The 16548-nt window shown below is 70.2% G+C and carries 14 protein-coding genes; 5 read left to right on the top strand and 9 right to left on the bottom strand.

What is annotated here, in order from left to right; all coding sequences use genetic code 11:
* Window positions 1-42: 42 nt before the first annotated feature.
* Complete coding sequence (locus QMG73_RS36430) at window positions 43-798, top strand: ABC transporter ATP-binding protein (RefSeq protein ID WP_281903498.1); 756 nt, start codon at window positions 43-45, stop codon at window positions 796-798.
* Window positions 799-3378 (top strand): ABC transporter permease, encoded by a 2580-nt coding sequence (locus tag QMG73_RS36435; RefSeq protein ID WP_281903499.1) that lies wholly within the window; start codon window positions 799-801, stop codon window positions 3376-3378.
* Window positions 3379-3602: 224 nt separating this feature from the next.
* Here QMG73_RS36435 and QMG73_RS36440 read toward each other — a convergent pair whose 3' ends face one another.
* Window positions 3603-4034, bottom strand: coding sequence for a sigma factor-like helix-turn-helix DNA-binding protein (locus QMG73_RS36440; RefSeq protein ID WP_281903500.1), 432 nt, complete (start codon window positions 4032-4034; stop codon window positions 3603-3605).
* A gap of 744 nt (window positions 4035-4778) precedes the next feature.
* Window positions 4779-5303: an NAD(P)H-dependent oxidoreductase gene (locus QMG73_RS36445; protein ID WP_281903501.1), complete on the bottom strand. Its 525-nt coding sequence runs from the start codon at window positions 5301-5303 to the stop codon at window positions 4779-4781.
* 196 nt (window positions 5304-5499) lie between these two features.
* Between QMG73_RS36445 and QMG73_RS36450 the strand changes: the two genes are divergently transcribed.
* Entirely contained in the window at window positions 5500-6603 is a 1104-nt protein-coding gene (locus tag QMG73_RS36450; RefSeq protein WP_281903502.1) for a hypothetical protein, read from the top strand.
* A 76-nt stretch (window positions 6604-6679) separates the two neighbouring features.
* Entirely contained in the window at window positions 6680-7477 is a 798-nt protein-coding gene (locus QMG73_RS36455; RefSeq protein ID WP_281903503.1) for a universal stress protein, read from the top strand.
* On the opposite strand, the gene QMG73_RS36460 is transcribed toward QMG73_RS36455, so the two are convergent.
* The 5 genes from QMG73_RS36460 to QMG73_RS36480 are packed head-to-tail and all read right to left on the bottom strand — an operon-like array spanning window position 7478 to window position 13706.
* Window positions 7478-9544 carry a beta-galactosidase gene (locus QMG73_RS36460; protein WP_281903504.1) on the bottom strand — a complete coding sequence of 689 codons (2067 nt, stop codon included), beginning with the start codon at window positions 9542-9544 and terminating at the stop codon, window positions 7478-7480.
* Window positions 9541-10410: a carbohydrate ABC transporter permease gene (locus tag QMG73_RS36465; protein WP_281903505.1), complete on the bottom strand. Its 870-nt coding sequence runs from the start codon at window positions 10408-10410 to the stop codon at window positions 9541-9543. Before QMG73_RS36465 ends, QMG73_RS36460 begins: the two co-directional genes overlap by 4 nt.
* Window positions 10407-11315, bottom strand: a complete 909-nt coding sequence (locus QMG73_RS36470; protein WP_281903506.1) for a carbohydrate ABC transporter permease — start codon at window positions 11313-11315, stop codon at window positions 10407-10409. Before QMG73_RS36470 ends, QMG73_RS36465 begins: the two co-directional genes overlap by 4 nt.
* A 13-nt stretch (window positions 11316-11328) precedes the next feature.
* Entirely contained in the window at window positions 11329-12684 is a 1356-nt protein-coding gene (locus QMG73_RS36475) for an ABC transporter substrate-binding protein (RefSeq protein WP_281903507.1), read from the bottom strand.
* Window positions 12681-13706 carry a LacI family DNA-binding transcriptional regulator gene (locus QMG73_RS36480; RefSeq protein WP_281903508.1) on the bottom strand — a complete coding sequence of 342 codons (1026 nt, stop codon included), beginning with the start codon at window positions 13704-13706 and terminating at the stop codon, window positions 12681-12683. The genes QMG73_RS36475 and QMG73_RS36480 overlap by 4 nt, the downstream gene beginning before the upstream one ends.
* A 161-nt stretch (window positions 13707-13867) precedes the next feature.
* Here QMG73_RS36480 and QMG73_RS36485 point away from each other — a divergent pair, with 161 nt between their 5' ends.
* A complete protein-coding gene (locus QMG73_RS36485) occupies window positions 13868-14833 on the top strand; it encodes a zinc-binding dehydrogenase (protein ID WP_281903509.1) in 966 nt (321 codons plus the stop codon).
* Between the two features lie 4 nt (window positions 14834-14837).
* Here QMG73_RS36485 and QMG73_RS36490 read toward each other — a convergent pair whose 3' ends face one another.
* A complete protein-coding gene (locus QMG73_RS36490) occupies window positions 14838-15455 on the bottom strand; it encodes an FKBP-type peptidyl-prolyl cis-trans isomerase (protein WP_281903532.1) in 618 nt (205 codons plus the stop codon).
* 99 nt (window positions 15456-15554) lie between these two features.
* Complete coding sequence (locus tag QMG73_RS36495) at window positions 15555-16523, bottom strand: glycosyltransferase family 4 protein (RefSeq protein WP_281903510.1); 969 nt, start codon at window positions 16521-16523, stop codon at window positions 15555-15557.
* Between the last annotated feature and the right edge of the window lie 25 nt (window positions 16524-16548).

Raw genomic sequence — 16548 nt, forward strand, 5'->3', positions numbered from 1 at the left:
GTGCGGGCAGAAAGTGTCGCCCCGACCGCCTACGGTGTTGGGGTGACCACGACTACGACCGATGTCGCCGCCCGCGCGGCCGACCTTTGGAAGGTGTACGGCTCGGGGGAAGCCCAGGTCATCGCGCTGCGCGGCGTGAGTGTCGACCTGGAGCGGGGCCGCTTCACCGCGATCATGGGGCCATCCGGGTCCGGTAAGTCCACACTCATGCACTGCCTCGCCGGGCTCGACACCGTCACCCGGGGGCAGGTTTTCATCGGCGAAACCCAGGTCACCGGCCTCGGCGACGCCGGCCTCACCCGCCTGCGCCGCGACAAGGTCGGTTTCATCTTCCAGCAGTTCAACCTGCTGCCCACGCTGACCGCGCAGGAAAACATCCTGCTGCCGCTGTCGATCGCCGGTCGCAAGGCCGATCCAGACTGGTACAAGACGGTTATCGAGACGGTCAACCTCAGCGACCGCCTCGGCCACCGGCCCAGCCAGCTCTCCGGTGGGCAGCAGCAGCGCGTCGCGTGCGCCCGCGCGCTGGTCGCCCGGCCCGAGGTCATCTTCGCCGACGAGCCGACAGGTAACCTCGACTCCCGCTCCGGCGCCGAGGTGCTCGCCTTCCTGCGCAACTCCGTCCGCGAGCACGGGCAGACGATCGTCATGGTCACCCACGACCCGAACGCCGCCTCGTACGCCGACCGGGTCATCTTCCTCGGCGACGGCCAGGTCGTCGACGAGATGACCGAGCCCACCGCCGAGGCCGTGCTCGACAAGCTCAAGGGCCTCGACGTCGGATCGGCTGGCGCGTAGATGCTACGCGCCAGCCTCAAGAGCCTGCTGTCCCGCAAGCTACGACTGACCCTCGCCATCGTGGCGATCGTGCTGGGCGTGTCATTCCTGTCCGGGGCGTTCGTGCTCAGCGACTCGCTGACCGCGCGCTTCGAAAAGCTGCTGCGATCCATCAACCAGAACGTCGCCGTCCAGGTCATGCCCACCGAAGATGCCGCCGACGACGACCCGCGGCCGCTGCTCACGCAGCAGCAGGTCGACGCGCTCGCCCAGGTGCCCGGCGTCGCCGCCGCGCAGGGCGACATCACCGCGCTCGGCGTCGTGCCGTTCGACGTCCGCGACGGCAAGCCCGTCACCACGCAGGGCGCGCCGCAGATCGGCGGCGGCGCCACCGGAGACGACCCCTTCGCGCTCGTCTCGCTCGCCGATGGCCGGTGGCCGACGGCCGAGACCGACGTGACGATCTCGCGGTACACGGCCGAGCAGGCACACGCCGCCGTTGGCGACCGGCTCAAGGTGTACCTGCCGGAGGTCAACGAGGCCCGCGAGTTCACCGTGGCCGGCATCGTCGTCTACGAGGGTGACCGCGACTCGCTCGCCGGTGAAACGCTGATCCTGTTCCAGGAGGCGTTCGCACAGCGCACCTTCTACGGTGCCGAGGGCCGGTTCTCCGGGGCGTACCTGAGCGCCGAGCCGGGCGTCACGCAGGAGGAGCTGCGCGACCGGGTGGCGTCGCTGGCACCCGCCGGATTCGAGGCCAAGACCGGCGAGCAGGCCAACGAAGACGCCGCCAACGAGGTGCAGGAAGGGCTGTCTGCGGTCACCACGTACTTCTTCGGGCCGTTCGCGATCGTCGCGCTGCTCGTGGGCATCTTCCTGATCTTCAACACGTTCAACATCCTGGTCGCCCAGCGGGCCCAGGAGCTGGCACTGTTCCGGGCGATGGGCGCGAGCTGGAGGCAGGTCACCAGCTCGGTACTCGTCGAGGCGGTACTGGTCGGCGTCGTCGGCAGCACGCTCGGGCTGCTCGCCGGCATCGGCCTCGGTATGGCGGGCAGCAGCGCGCTGACCGCGTTCATCGGTGCTCAGCTGCCGGGCGCCGGCATCCAGGTGGGCGCCACACCGATCATCCTGGCGTACGTCGTCGGCGTCCTCGTGACCGTGATCGCCGCCTTCGTGCCGGCGATCCGCGCGTCGGCCGTGCCGCCGCTGGCCGCCATGCGCGACATCGCGCGGCCCGACAAGCCCTTGCTCGTACTGTCCATTGTGGGCGCCGCCCTGGCCGTGCCCGGCGCGGCCCTGACCGGCGCCGCGCTCACCGGCATCGGCGGCCTCACGCTGCCCGCCCTGCTGATCGGCGTGCTGCTGTTCTTCCTCGGCGTCACGCTGCTCTCGCCGCTGCTGACCCGACCGCTCGCCGGGCTGATCGGGCGCGCGGTGGGCTGGGGCACCAGCGGCAAGCTCGGCGTCCGCAACGCGCTGCGCAACCCGCGCCGCACCGCGGTCACCGCCGCCGCCCTGATGATCGGCGTCACGCTGGTGAGCACGGCCAGCGTACTGGCCGCCTCGTTCAACAAGACCATCGACGAGACGATCAACTCGACGATCGGCGCGGAGATCGTCATCCAGACCAACTCGACGCAGGGCCCGCCCGACGGCACGATCGGCTTCTCCTCCGAGGCCGTCGATGAGGTGCGAGCCCTGCCCGGCGTCGACCAGGCGGTGCCGTTCTATCTCACCGTCGACGGGCGCGTCGACGACGGCGCACCGCCGTTCGGCGGCATGTTCGCCGTCGACGACATGGCGGTGGCCCGCGACATGTTCGCCATGAAGGCCGTCGACGGCGACCTCGGCACGCTGGGACCGACCGAGGTGGTCACCGACGAAAACACCGCGAAATCGCGCGGTTGGAAGGTCGGCGACACGTTCCCGATCGAGCTGAGCAAGGGTGGCGAGCAGCAGTACACGCTCGTGGGCATCTACGAGGCCACGCCCATCTGGACCGACTCGATGATCCTGCCCCGCGCCGCGGTGTCCAACTTCAAGGGCCCGCTGGCGATCCAGGCGTACGTGTCGCTCGACGACGGAGCCGACGCCGCCGCCGTGAAAACCGAGGTCGAGCGCGTCATGTCCGACTTCCCCCTGGTGACGGTGGGTGACCGGTCAAGCCTGATCGACCAGTTCACCAGCTTCACCGACATCGCGCTCGGGATCATCTCGGTGCTGCTCGGCGTGGCGATCGTCATCGCGCTGCTCGGCATCCTCAACACGCTGCTGCTCAGCATCTACGAGCGCACCCGCGAGCTGGGCATGCTGCGCGCCGTGGGACTGAGCCGCGGCGGCGTCACCCGCATGGTGGGCACCGAGTCGGTGGTGATGGCGGTGTTCGGCTGCGTACTGGGCATCGTCATGGGCGTCGCACTGGGCGTGGCGATCGCGGCGGCCCTCATCGACCGCGACTTCCTCACGACGATCGCGATCCCGTGGTTGAGCCTGATCATCTTCGTCCTGATCGCGGTGGTGGCGGGCGTACTGGCCGCGTTGTGGCCGGCATGGCGTGCCGCCCGCCTGAACGTGCTGGCCGCGATCGCATACGAGTAACCCGGTCGCTCGCCGCTCGGGGGGCGCCCGGCGCTCGGGGGGCGCCCGGCGCTCTCCCCGCCGCTCGGCGCTCTCCTCGCCGCTCGGCGCTCGGGGCGCCGCTCGGCGCTCGGGGCGCCGCTCGGCGCTCTCCGCGCCGATCAAGGGCAAATGCACGTGGTTGGATCTCTTTTCCGCGTGCATTCGCCCTTGATCGATGGAGATCTCCTTGATCGGGGGCGCGGTCAGGCGGCGCGGGCTGCGCGGTCCAGGGCGCGGACGGCGGCGTACACACGGGCCTTCACGGTTTCGACGGGCAGGCCCAGAGCGCTGGCGGCCGCGGTTACCGTGCGGCCGCGAAAGTAGGTCTCGGCCAGGATCTCGCGATGCTCGCGGTCAAGGCTCGCCAGCGCCGCTGTCACTGCCGCGGCATCCAGCCCGGCAGCGGCCGGAGCCGTGGTTGAGGCGGCGACCGCCTCCTCGGATGCCGGCTGATCGTGGTGGTGCCGGTTGACGGTGCGGGAGCGGGTAGGGCTGGACCAGCGGGTGTTCCGGTGCTCGCCGCCACTCCCCTGCTCCGCGCCGTGCCGCCCGTCGCCGCCGGCGACCGGGACGTGGCGGTGCCGCCCGCCCGCCGGCCGCGCCAGCCACATGACCTGCCCGTTGTGCTCGCTCATCCCGCAGCCCCTCAGTCCCCCAGTCGATTCGCGCACGCCTAGGAGATGCCACCCAGCGGAGCGGATAACACAAATTTCTCTCGCGGATTTTCGTGCCGAGCCCAGGACGCACAGGTTCGGATCGGCCGCCGTCGCGGTGGCGCGCGTAGCGCGCATATCGGGCAGGTCGCCAGTTGCATCCCAGTCGCCTCGGACCGGAAGCGCAGACGCGCCGGTGGAAGCACAGGGGCGTTTCCAGTCCGACGACGCCGGGCCGCCAGACGCATCGCCGCCGATCAGGGAGGCAACGTCGTTGAGTTGAGCGCGGCCCGACGTCAGGGTCGCCGTCCACGACGAGCTGCCCACTGCGCGGATGGGGACGATCCGGGCGGCTGCCGGCGCCTAGCGGCGCCGGGCCGGACCCGGTGGTCGGGCTTGATACGGCGCCAGAACCCTTCCCTCAACCCCGCCGATCAAGGAGATCCGCATCGATCAAGGGCGAATGCGCGCGGAAAGAGATCCAACCACGTGCATTCGCCCTTGATCGGCGCACCCGGCATGGCGACACGCCGTGCCGGGCCGGCCTGGGCGCGGACGCGCACGGAGAAAGAGATCCAACCACGTGCATACGCCCTTGATCGACGGGAGGCGAGCGGGGTGTGGCGACCCGTCCCCACGGCGGGCGACGCGCGCGGCGCGGCAAAGGCGACGCGGCGCGGACGCAAGGCGGACGCGGACGGCGGGGGTGGTGGCAGTGAGGGTGGGTTACGGGGTCGGGGTGGGGAGGGGGACGGCTAGGCCGGCGGCTAGCAGGGTTGGGCCGTGGGTCGCGGTCCAGTCGGCGATTGGCGTCGACGCGGGGAGATCCTTTTCCAGTACCGCCAACGGGGGGAGCGCCGACGCACCCAGCTCCGCCAGCAAGGTCGACAGTGCCAAGGCGGTCGCGTCCAGGTGGGCCGGGGACGCGGCCACGGCCACCGGGATCGCCGCCGCACCCGCCAGCGCGCCCGGGCCGAACTGGTCGAAGAAGATCTTGAGCAGGCCGGTGTATGAGCCCTTGTAGGCCGGTGTGACTACCACGAGGAGCCGCGCCGATCGCACCGCCTCGAACGGGTCGACCACGGTCGACGCCCCGTACGCGGGCTGCGGCCCAAACGACACGCCCACGATCTCGGCAAGCTCCAGCACTCGCACCGGTCCCGCGGGTGCCAGTGCCTCGAGCAGGTCGTCGGCCAGTACCCGGGTGCGGGAGCCGGCACGAGGGTTGCCGATGAGAGCGACGGTCGTCATGGCAACCATGCTCCGGAAGCCGCCCAGGCCGGTCAACGCCGTACCATATGTTGGGAGTAGGCAGATCCAAATCATAAAACAACTGGCCAGACCGGTCTTGCCCCTATCTGATTAATAGGGTTTGGCGATTTGTCGCGATCGGCAGTCGTCGAACTGACGATCGGCGCGGCGTGTGGTATTTGGGACGATACGGGCCATGACGATCAGCGGAATCCGGCCCGTCGACACGCCCGCCCGGACCGACTTGGTCCGGGCGGCCACCCCACGCGAAGACGCCGTCATGGTGCTGCTCGCCGCCTGCCTCGTCGGTGGCGCGCTCTCCGACGGCTGGGCACACGCCAACGTCATCGAGACCCTCGAAGGGTTCTTCACGCCGTGGCACGGCCTGCTCTACGCCGGCTTCGCCGGCAGCGCGGCGTGGACGTTCTGGCTCGCGTACCAGCGACGCGACCAGGCACCGCGCTGGTGGCGCGATGGCTGGCCGGCCGGGTACCGGCTCGGGGCGCTCGGCGTGCTGCTCTTCCTCGTCGGCGGGCTCGCCGACATGGTGTGGCACGAGACGATCGGCATCGAGGTCGGCCTGGAGGCCACGTTCAGCCCGAGCCACATGTTGCTCGTCGTTGGCGGTGTCCTGATCGTCACGAGCCCGCTGCGCTCATGGTGGGTGACCGGCGGGAGAGCAATCACGGGCATTGTCTCGGTGACCCTCGGTGCAATGGCAACGACAATCCTGCTCACGCACTCGTCCGCGTTTCTGACGCTGGCGCCCACCCAGCCGTATGACGGCTACGACGGGGACGAGACAGGGTTGCAGGGCATGAGCCGCCTCGTCGCCCTGACCGGCGTGAGCAGCTACGTGATCACGACGCTGCTGTTGACGGTACCGCTGCTGCTGGTGCTGCGGCGGCGGCCGACGCTTGGTGCGGCGACCGCGATCACCGCGGGCGTGGCGCTCTTCGTCATGGTGATGTTCGAGTTCCCGGCGGCCCAGGCCGCCGGCGCGGTCGCCGCCGTGTGCGGCGCCGCGGTCGCGGACACCCTTATCGCGCGTCTTGATGCTGTACGCGGAACCGGCGCACCGCTACGCCTGGTGATCGCCGGTGCGCTCTTTCCCGCGCTCGTGTGGTCGGGGCAATTGCTCGGATTGCACGTCGCCGAAGGCCTCCAATGGCCCGCGGAGATGTGGACCGGCGTCATCGTGTTGACAGCAATCCTCGGTGCACTGCTCGGAACACTGGCGGGCGGTTACTCAGGGCAACCTGCGGGCATTAGGGAGCCACGAACGAGCCCGCTCGCCTGATCTCAGCATGCATCTGTCGGGAAGCCGTCACATGCGGTTAGCTAAGGGAAGGGAGCCAGCAACGGAGGTGGCGGCCATGATCGTTGAGAACGCACCGGTGGTAGTGGGTGTGAAGGACATGGCCACAGACTCCGACAGCGTGCGGCTCGCCGCGCAGGAGGCCGCCTCGACGGGTGCCCCGCTACACATCGTGCACGCCTTCGTGTGGGAGCTGTTTCTCTCGAACGAATACGGCGACGACCGCGAGCTCGCCGAGCAGATGGTCGGCGAGGCCGTGGCGCTCGCGCGCGGCGCGTATCCCTCGTTGACCGTGACGTCGGAGGTCGTCGATGGCGACCCCACCCGGGTGCTGCTACGCGCGGCCACCGACGCCGCTCTGCTCGTGCTCGGCGGGCAGGGCCTCGCGCGCCACGGCACTGACCCGGCCCTGTCGGTCTCCATCCAGGTGGCCGCCCGCGCCTGCCAGCCGGTGCTGTTCGCCTGCGGCCCCGAGCGGCCCGGGCCGGTCGTGGTCGGCGTCGACGGCTCCGCCGACGCGGCCGTCGGCCTGGACGCCGCGTACGACGAGGCGCGCCGCCGCCGCACCAGCGTGGTCGTCGTGCACGCCGAGGGCGCCCCGTGCGCGGAGCCACCTCCGCCTGCGGTGCCGGCCGAGCACCGCGTCGTGGACCGGCCCGCAGACGAGGCGCTGATCGCCGAGTCAAACGGCGCGCAGCTGGTCGTGGTCGGCGCCCAGGGCGACCGCCCCACCCTGCTCGGGCCGGTGACTCAGGCGGTCCTGCGCCATGCCCACTGTCCGGTACTCGTCGCGCGCGCCCGGCCGATACTCAGAGGCAACGGCATCCGCCGCGACACCCAAGCCCTCGCCTCGTAATCAGGTTTCGAGGAGTACGCGGACGTCCCACGCGGCGAGCGTCAACGAGGTGCCGGTCGCGTGAGACGTGCCGGAAAGCACGTCCTGGACCGGGATCGGGACGGTCAGCGTCGCCTCGTCCCAGGACCAGTTGTGGAGGAAGCGTAGGCGGCGGCCGTCTTGCGCGGTGGCGCCCGTCGACGTCACAGACGGCGGGATGTCGGCCCAGGGGCTTGGATCGGGCAGGAGCCAGCGGAAGAGGGCCGCGCCCAGCACCGGGTTCGGGATGGTGCCGACGTAGGTGACGCGGCCCCGGCCGTGCGGGCGGGTCGTGACGGCCGCGAACCGGCCGAAGTGCGGGTGGTCGTAGCCGGCGACAACCTCGGCGCCGTCCGCTATGAGGCCGTCGGCCCAACGCGTTCCGGCTGCCCCGTCGGGCAGGGCCAACCCGGACCGCGCGCGCACGGGCAGGTCCGCCGGCAGGTTGTTGAACTCGTCGTACCAGGCGCCCGCCGCCTCCGCCAACCTGCCTGGCTGTACGTCGCCGCGGGCGCGCGCCTCGTGGTCCGCGTATCCCGTCCGGGGGCCGAGCACCAGGTGCCCGCCGGCTTCGGCGTACGCCGCCAGCCAGTCCAGTGTGGAGTCGTCGGCGACGTACAGGCCGGCGGCGACCAGGACGGGGTGGCGCGCGACGAAATCGGAGGGTGTCCACATAAGAGCTTGGGGCGTGTGCAGGACGCGCACCTGGCAGCCCGCTTCGAAGGCGCCACGATAGAAGGGCTCGAACACGCCCTGGTACGAACGGCGATCCGGGCCGCCGTCGGGCAAGGCGAGCGCGGGCTGGGCCCCGAGGGCCCATTTGCTCGGCGTCGAGTACAGCATCGCCACGTCGGCGTCCGGCGTGATGCCGTCGACCAGGTCGCCGGCTTGGGCCAGTTCGGCGCCGATGCGGGCGATCTCGCGATACGTGCGGCCGGGGCGTCCACTGTGGGGAAGCACGCCCATCCAGTATGTCTCGGTGCCGAACTGGAGGGTGCGCCACTGCCAGTACTCGATCATCTTCGCGCCGCGGGCGACGAGCGCCCAGGCGGCCTGGCGCCACTGGCCCTCGTACGCCGGCTGGTTCGTCCATGGGCCACCGATGGCCTGCGCGTTGGTCTCGGTGACCAGGTACGGCTCCTGGCGGGAGGACCACATGCGGTCCGCGGTGAGGTAGAACGCCCAGCAGTCCTGTGTCATCCAGTGCTGCGGGCGGTCTTCAGGGGTGGGCAGGGCGAGCCCGTCCTGCATGAGGTAGTACGGGTTTCCGGCGGTGACGTCGAGGTCTTGGGTCAGCTCGTCGTCGGCGATACCGGGGCGCTCGTACGAGATGCAGGTGGTGACGAACTGGCCCGGCCGGGTGTACTCGCGCACGATCCCGGCCTGCCAGGTGATGAACTCGGTGACCTGCTGGGCCTGGAAGCGCCGCCACGCCTGCTCGTACTGCGGCTGCAGGTTGCCGTCGGGCACCCACAGGTCGGCCCATGTGGACAGTCGATGTGACCAGTACACCAGGCCCCACTCGCGGTTGAGCGTCTCCACGTCGCCGTACCGCTCGCGCAGGTCGTCGACGAACCGCTGGAAGACGCCGTGGTTGTGCAGCAACTCGGCGCCGGGCTCGTTGTCCACCTGGTACCCGATGATGGCCGGGTGGTCGGCGTACCGCTCGACGACGCGGCGGATGACCCGCTCGGCGTGGAACAGGTAGGCCGGGTGGGTGAAGTCGGTCTCCTGCCGGGCGCCCCACGGGATGCGACGCCCGGTGGCCCGCTCCCCCGCGATCTCCGGGTACTGCCGGGCGAGCCAGGGCGGCACCGCGTACGTCGGCGTGCCCAGGACGACCCCGATGCCGCGCTCGTGCGCACCGTCCAGTGTGGGCCGGAGCCAGTCGAGGTCGAACCGCCCGTTTTCGGGCTCCCATGTGGACCAGACCGACTCGCCGACCCGGATGACCGTGAAGCCCGCCTCGGCCATCAGGTCGAGGTCGGTCTTCAACAGGTGCGAGGGGTGGTACTCCGGGTAGTATGCCGCTCCGAACAGGACAGTCACTGCTTCACTCCTCCGGCGCCGAGGCCGCTCTGCCAGTACCGCTGAAGCATCAGGAACGCGATGACCAGCGGGACGATGGACAACAACGAACCGGTGACCACCAGCGGCAGCACGTTGCCACCGCTGCCTCCGCCGCCCATCGACGCCTGCGCGGCCCAGTTCGCGAGGCCCACGGTCACCGGATACAGGGATGGGTTGTTGAGCATGATGAGCGGCAGGAAGTAGTTGTTCCAGGTGGCGACGAGCGTGAAGAGCAGTACCGTCACGAAGCCGGGTGCGAGCAGCCGCATCGCCACCTGCCAGAAGATGCGGAACTCACCCGCGCCGTCGATGCGGGCCGCCTCGATGAGCCCGTCGGGCACCGCGTCCTCGGCGTACACCCGCATGAGGTAGAGGCCAAACGGGTTCACCAGCGAGGGCAGGATGATGGCCCACGGTGTGTTGACGAGGCCAATCTTGCTGAACACCAGATACGTCGGGATGGCCAGCGCGGTGCTGGGCACCATGATGGACCCGAGCACGACGCCGAACAGCGCGTTGTTGCCGCGGAACCGGAACTTCGCGAACCCGTACCCGCCCAGGGCCGCGAGCAGCGCCGCGCCGCCCGCGCTGACGACGGCGTACACGACGGTGTTGAGCAGCCAGCGGCCGTAGACGCCGTTTTCCGCGGCGAACACGTCACGGATGTTGCCTGGCAACGAGAAGTCGTCGGCGAACCACAGACCGAAGCTGGAGAACAGCTCACCGGTGGTCTTCGTCGAGGCGACCACCAGCCAGAAGAGCGGCAGCAGGAAGTACACCAGGAAGGCCAGCATCGCGAGCGTCAACAATGGACTGCGCTTGCCGGGAAGACGCTCCGTCGTCATGACCGCCTCCGGTTCGCCGCGAGCTGGACGGTGTAGGAGACCGCGACGATGACGATTCCGAGCAGGAACGACACCGCGGCGGCGTAGTTGACGTCCTGGCTGGTGAAGGCCAGCGAGTACGCGTACAGGTTGGGTGTGTAGGCGCTGTCGATGACGTTCGGCGCCAGCCGTTGCAGCAGCTGCGGCTCGTTGAAGAGCTGGAAGCTGCCGATGACCGAGAAGATGAGCGTGAGCATCAGGGCCGGGCGCAGGGCCGGAATCTTTATGCTCCAGGCGATGCGCCACGCGCCGGCACCGTCGACGGCGGCCGCCTCGTACAGCTCGGTAGGCACCGCGCGCAGCGCCGCGTACAGGATGATCATGTTGTATCCGGTGAACTCCCATGTCACCACGTTGGCCAGTGAGCCGAGCATCAGGTCCGCCCCGAGCAGGTTGGGCGCGTCCCAGCCCACCTTGTCGAACAGCTGCGCGATGGGGCCGAAATCCGGACCGTACAGGTAGCCCCACATGAGGGCGGCCACCACGCTGGGCACCGCGTACGGCACGAAGATGCCCAGCCGCAGCACCCGCGACAGCCACAACGCTCCACTGTCGAGCGCGAGCGCGAAGAACAGCGCCAGCCCCAGCATGATGGGCACCTGGATGGCGAAGAACGCGCCGACCCGGGCCACCCCGCCGAGCAGCCGGTCGTCGGTGAGCGCCCGCGTGTAGTTGTCGAGCCCCGCGAAGGTGGTGCCGCCGATCAGCTGCTCCCGGAAGAGGCTGAGGTACCCGGCGTACGCCAGCGGCACCACGAGCATCGCGACGAACACCACGAGGAAAGGGGCGACGAAGAGGTACCCGGCTGCGGCGCGGCGAGACGCTACCCGCCGGCGCCGCGGCACCGCGGCGGTCACAGTGGACATCAGTCTGCCAACCCTACTTAACCGTGAAGCCCTGGTTCTTCGCGTACGTCGTGATGCGTTCCTGCCACTGGTCGAGCGCGGCGACGGTGTCGGTCCTGTCGGCGAGCGACTTGCCGACCGTCTCGTCCCAGTCGTTGACGGTCTGGTCGAGGAACGGCGGCCACTGGAAGTCGGTCGCCACCGTGTCGCTGATGCCGGCGAACACCTGGTTGACCTGCTGACCGCCGTAGAAGGCCGGCTTCTGGTCGGTGAACGCCGGGTTCGACAGCAGCGACTTCGTGGCCGGGAAGAGGAACTGCTCGGTCGCGAACATCATCGTCGACTCTGGATCGGTGTTGAGGAACTCGGCGAACTTGGCCGCCGCGATCGGGTTCTTCGTCGCCTTCACGACCGCGCTGGTCGAGCCACCCCAGTTACCGGCCTCGTTCGCGCCGGCCGTCCATTGTGGAAGCGGTGCGGCCCGCCACTTTCCGCTGGTGTCCTTGGCGCTGCTGGACAGGAACACCGGGCCCCACGCGGCGGTCAGCCAGGTGGCGTACTTGCCGCGGTTGAGCCCTTGGAACCACTGGTCGGTGAAGTCGGCGTCGGTCGCGATGACGCCTTCCTTCGCGAGACCACCCCAGTACCCGGCAAGCTTCTTGGACGCCTCGTCGTTGACGCTGACGGTGATCTGGTCGCCGTCTGTCTTGAATGGACGCGCGCCCGCCTGCCACAGCAGCCCCATCCAGGCGCCGTTCTGGTTTCCGGCGAGGTTCGTCAAGTACACGTTGGGATCGGCGGTGTGGAGCGTGCGCGCCGCCGCGGCGAACTCGTCCCACGTGGCCGGCGGTTTGATCCCGTACTTGTCGAAGATGTCCTGCCGGTACAGCATGCCCATCGGCCCGGTGTCCTGCGGGATCGCCCACACCTGGCCGTCCGCGCCGGTCACCTGGCCCCACGTCCAGTCGACGAACTGGTCCTTGAGCGCCTCCGCGCCATACGGGCGCAGGTCGAGCAGATCGCCCGTGATGGTGAAGGTCGGGATGTACTGGAACTCGATCTGCACCACGTCGGGCGCGCCGCTGCCGGCTTTGAGGGCGGTGCGGAGCTTCGTGTACTGCGGCTCGCCCTGGCCCGCGTTGACGAGCTTCACCTTGATCGCGGGGTACTTCTTCTGGAAGAGCGCGATCTCCTTGTCGATGTTCGGCACCCAGCTCCAGAACGTCAGCTCGGTCGGTGTCTGCATCGCCTTGTCGATGTCGGCCTGGCTGACGGAGCTGGGCGTGTCACCGGAACCGTCGTCCGATCCGCCGCCGCAGCCGGCGAGGACCAGCCCGGCGGCCACGCCTGCGGCTAGAACCCGTGTCAGCCGGAGTCGCGGTGTTCTCATGATGTCTCCCTCGGTGGTGCGGTCGATTCGCGCACGACGAGGTGCGCGGGAAGTTCGTCATGGGGTGCGGCCGCCGCGCCACTCTCGATCTCGTCGACGAGCAGCTTCAACCCGTACGCGGCAACGGCCTCGAAGTCCTGGCGAACGGTGGTGAGCGGCGGGCTGAGGTAGGCCGCCGCGGGGATGTCGTCCATGCCGACGACGCTGACGCGGCCCGGCACGTCGAGCCCGGCCTCCGCGAGCGCCCGCAGCACCCCGATCGCCATCTCGTCGTTGGCGACGAACACGGCGGTGACCTCGGGGTTGGTGGCGAGCAGCCGCCCGGCGGCGTATCCGGACGCGGGCGACCAGTCGCCCTCGATCAGGGGTGGTTCGGCGACCCCGGCGGCGGCGAGGGCACGCCGCCACCCGCTGATGCGGTCGCGGGCCGCCCACCACTGACTCGGGCCGGCCACGTGCCACACGGTCGCGTGGCCGAGCGCGAGCAGGTGCTCGGTGGCCACCCGTCCAGCGTCCACACCGGACGCACCGGTGACCACGACGCGCGGCCCGTCGATGCCCGGTGTCGGGCCGAAGCTGAGCACCGGCACCTCGGGCTCGATGCGAAGCTGCTGCCCCTCGTCGATGGGTTCGGAGAGGATGATGCCGTCGACGCCCTGCTCCAGCAGCGAGTCGACGGCCGCCATGACGCTGCCGTCCTGGCCTTCGAGGGTGTGGACGATGCTGAGCGCGTATCCGGTCTCCCGGGCCCGCCGCTCCAGCCAGACCAATGTGGACGACGGCCCGTAGAGCACGCTGCCCAGCGACACGACCCCGATGCGGTGAAAGCGGCCCAGGTTGAGCGCCCGAGCCGCGGTGTTACGCCGGTATCCCAACTCGCGCGCCGCGGCGAGCACGCGCTCGCGGACGGCCTCGCTGACGTACGGCTCGCCGTTCATCACGCGGGAGACGGTCTTCTGCGACACTCCGGCCAGCCGTGCGACGTCCGTGCTGCCCGGGGGTCGGCGGCTGGCCTGGGACATCGCACCTCCTTGAGATAACGCATCTCCTGAAGAGCAGTCTGACTACGTAGTCAGGACTACGTAGTCAGACTGTGCGCTCCCGCGTTACAAATGTCAAGAACGTGTTACCGAACAATGTCGCGTTTGACCTCAAGTCGTGTTGAGGTTGCATCGTCGGTGCCATGCGAATCATTGAGGTGACCCAATTCGGCGGGCCGGACGTGCTTGCACTGAGGGAGGTGCCCGATCCAATGCCCGGGCCGGGCGAAGTGGTTATCGACGTGGCCATCGCGGACACGCTGTGGGTGGAGACGAAGATCCGTAGCGGGCAGGGCAAGCCGTACTTCGACCACGAGCCGCCGTACCGGGCCGGCGTCGGCGTGGCCGGCACGGTGGCGGCGACCGGCGAAGGGGTCGACCCGGCGTGGCGGGGCCGCCGGGTGGTCACGGGGACCGGCGCGCACGGCGGGTACGTCGAGCGGGCACTCGTGCCGGCGGACGGGCTGGTGCCAGTACCCGATGAGCTGTCACTGACGGACGCGGCCGCGCTGCTGCACGACGGCACCACCGCGCTCGCCGTCGCGGACCTCGTCGCGATCAAGCCCGGCGACAAGGTCCTCGTCACGGCCGCCGGCGGCGGCCTTGGCGCGCTGCTCGTGCAGCTCGCGCACGCGGCCGGCGGGTACGTCGTGGCCGCCGCCCGCGGCGCCGCGAAGCTGGAACGGCTCCGCCGCCTCGGCGCGGACGCCACCGTCGACTACTCCGAGCCCGGCTGGATCGAGCGGGTACGCGCGGCGACCGGCCCGCTCGACGTGGTGCTCGACGGGGCCGGAGGCGAATACGGTCGGGCGGCCTTCGATCTGGTCGCGCCGGGCGGGCGGGTCTCGGCCTATGGCACGCCGGCGGGCGAGTTCGCGGTGCCCGACCCGGACGCGGCGGCCGCGCGCGGCATCACCGTGACCGGCATCCAGGACGTGCAACTGACCTCGGAGCAATTCCGGGATTGCCTCGGGCGGGCGCTCGGGGCAGCCGCGGCCGGGCAGATCACCCCGCTCGTGGGCCAGGTGTACCCCCTGGAGCGCGCCGCCGAGGCCCACGCGGCGATCGAGGGGCGCGCGGTGACGGGCAAGACATTACTGTCGATCTAGCGTGTTACTGGGCGGACAGGAGGTCCACGACGAAGCGGAGGGCGCCCGCCGGCCTGCCCTGGCCCGGGTTGTCGCCGTACGCCAGGTCGGAGGGGATGTCGAGCTGCACGCGGCTGCCGACCTTGACCCCGACGAGCCCCTGGTCCCAGCCCGGGATCACGCCGCCCTGGCCGAGCTGGAACTCGAACGGCTGCTGGCGGGTCCAGGACGCGTCGAACTCCTCGCCGGTCTTGTAGATGACGCCGACGTAGTTGACGGCGATCTGCTGGCCCGCCGCCGCGGCCGGGCCGGTGCCCTCGATCAGCGTCGTGACCTTGAGCTTGGTCACGTCGCCGGTGCCGGCCTTCACCACGGGCTTCTCCCCGAGCGCCGGGTCGGCGCCGGCGGGCAACGGCGGGAACGCGGCGGCGCTCGGCGACGCCGACGCGGCCGGCGTGGTGGTCAGCGACGGGGACGCCGTGCCCTCGGTGTCACCGCCGCGGACCAGCGCGAACACGACGACGATGACCGCGATCGCGGCAACGCCGGCCGCGGCGCCGGCGATCGCCTGGTTGCGGCGCTTGCGCTCGGCGGCCTTCGCCGCGGCGGCCTTGGCGGCCGCCCGCCGCTCGGACTTGGTCATGCGCGGCTGGTTGCTGGTCACGCCGGGTCCTCCTGGGTCGGTCACAAAACTCCGCACACGGTACCCGGCGAGGCTGGACGCCGCGGCCCCGCCCGGTGATCAGCCCACTACGGACTCGTAGACGGCGGCGAGCCGGGCCACGACCGCGTCCTGGGAGTACCCAGCGATCTTCGAACGGCCGTTGCTCCGAGTACCGGCGGCGATTGCCTCGGCAACCGCTCGCACCAGGTCGGCCACCAGGTCGGAGCGCTCCGCGGGAAATGGGACGACCGCGCTCGGTGCAACGTCGGCCAGTACCTCGGCCACGTCTCCGACGTCGACGCTCACCACGGGTAGGCCCATCGCGGCGGCCTCCTTGACCACCAAGGGTCCGCTCTCGGTGCCCTGGCGCGAGGTGACGAGCAGGACGTCGGCGGCGGCGAACTTGGGCACGACGTCCGCGCGGGTCTGGCCAGGACCGGGCAGGACCAGCTCGCGCGCCGCGATCCCTCGCGCGACGAGGCCGTTCAGCACGTCCTGGTACAGGTCAAACTGCTTGACGGGATTGTCGGGCGCGGCGCCGAACAGCACCACCCTGTCGTCCGGCCCGAAGCCGAACCTCGCGCGCACCGCCACCCGCTCCTCTTCGGACGGTGGCTGGAAGAGGTCGAAGTCGACGCCGTTGGGCACCACGATCCCCGACGGGTCACCGGCCGCGTCGACGAGCCGCCTCGACGGGTACACCCGGGCGGCCGGGCGGCCGTCGAAGAGCTTGGTGACGCGCGCCTGCCAGGGCTCGTTGACGTCGCTGCCGTACAGGGACAGCACAGTAGGCACCGCACCGACTAGCCGTGCCGAGAGCGCGGTCAGCCCATAGTGGACATGCACCAGGTCGTACCGGCCGGACCTCGCCCGCCTGGCGACGCGCGGCGCGGCGAGCAGGTAGTCCTTGGTGCCGCGTGACTGCGCCACCACCTCCACGTCGACCTCGTGGCCGAGCCGGCGCAGCCCCGCCACCTGCTCGGCCACGAATACGCCGCGAAAGCTGCCCGGCTCCGGCCACAGGTTCGTGACCGCGAGGATCCTCATGCTCGTGACCGCCAGATCCTCATGT

Origin of the sequence: Phytohabitans aurantiacus (genome assembly GCF_027923225.1) — a bacterium.
GTDB lineage: Bacteria > Actinomycetota > Actinomycetes > Mycobacteriales > Micromonosporaceae > Phytohabitans > Phytohabitans aurantiacus.

Excerpts from the sequence above, each read along its gene's own strand:
- QMG73_RS36435 (WP_281903499.1), top strand. The coding sequence starts at position 799 with ATGCTACGCGCCAGCCTCAAGAGCCTGCTGTCCCGCAAGCTACGACTG.
- QMG73_RS36440 (WP_281903500.1), bottom strand. The coding sequence starts at position 4,034 with ATGAGCGAGCACAACGGGCAGGTCATGTGGCTGGCGCGGCCGGCGGGC.
- QMG73_RS36445 (WP_281903501.1), bottom strand. The coding sequence starts at position 5,303 with ATGACGACCGTCGCTCTCATCGGCAACCCTCGTGCCGGCTCCCGCACC.
- QMG73_RS36450 (WP_281903502.1), top strand. The coding sequence starts at position 5,500 with ATGACGATCAGCGGAATCCGGCCCGTCGACACGCCCGCCCGGACCGAC.
- QMG73_RS36455 (WP_281903503.1), top strand. The coding sequence starts at position 6,680 with ATGATCGTTGAGAACGCACCGGTGGTAGTGGGTGTGAAGGACATGGCC.
- QMG73_RS36465 (WP_281903505.1), bottom strand. The coding sequence starts at position 10,410 with ATGACGACGGAGCGTCTTCCCGGCAAGCGCAGTCCATTGTTGACGCTC.
- QMG73_RS36470 (WP_281903506.1), bottom strand. The coding sequence starts at position 11,315 with ATGTCCACTGTGACCGCCGCGGTGCCGCGGCGCCGGCGGGTAGCGTCT.
- QMG73_RS36475 (WP_281903507.1), bottom strand. The coding sequence starts at position 12,684 with ATGAGAACACCGCGACTCCGGCTGACACGGGTTCTAGCCGCAGGCGTG.
- QMG73_RS36480 (WP_281903508.1), bottom strand. The coding sequence starts at position 13,706 with ATGTCCCAGGCCAGCCGCCGACCCCCGGGCAGCACGGACGTCGCACGG.
- QMG73_RS36485 (WP_281903509.1), top strand. The coding sequence starts at position 13,868 with ATGCGAATCATTGAGGTGACCCAATTCGGCGGGCCGGACGTGCTTGCA.
- QMG73_RS36490 (WP_281903532.1), bottom strand. The coding sequence starts at position 15,455 with ATGACCAAGTCCGAGCGGCGGGCGGCCGCCAAGGCCGCCGCGGCGAAG.
- QMG73_RS36495 (WP_281903510.1), bottom strand. The coding sequence starts at position 16,523 with ATGAGGATCCTCGCGGTCACGAACCTGTGGCCGGAGCCGGGCAGCTTT.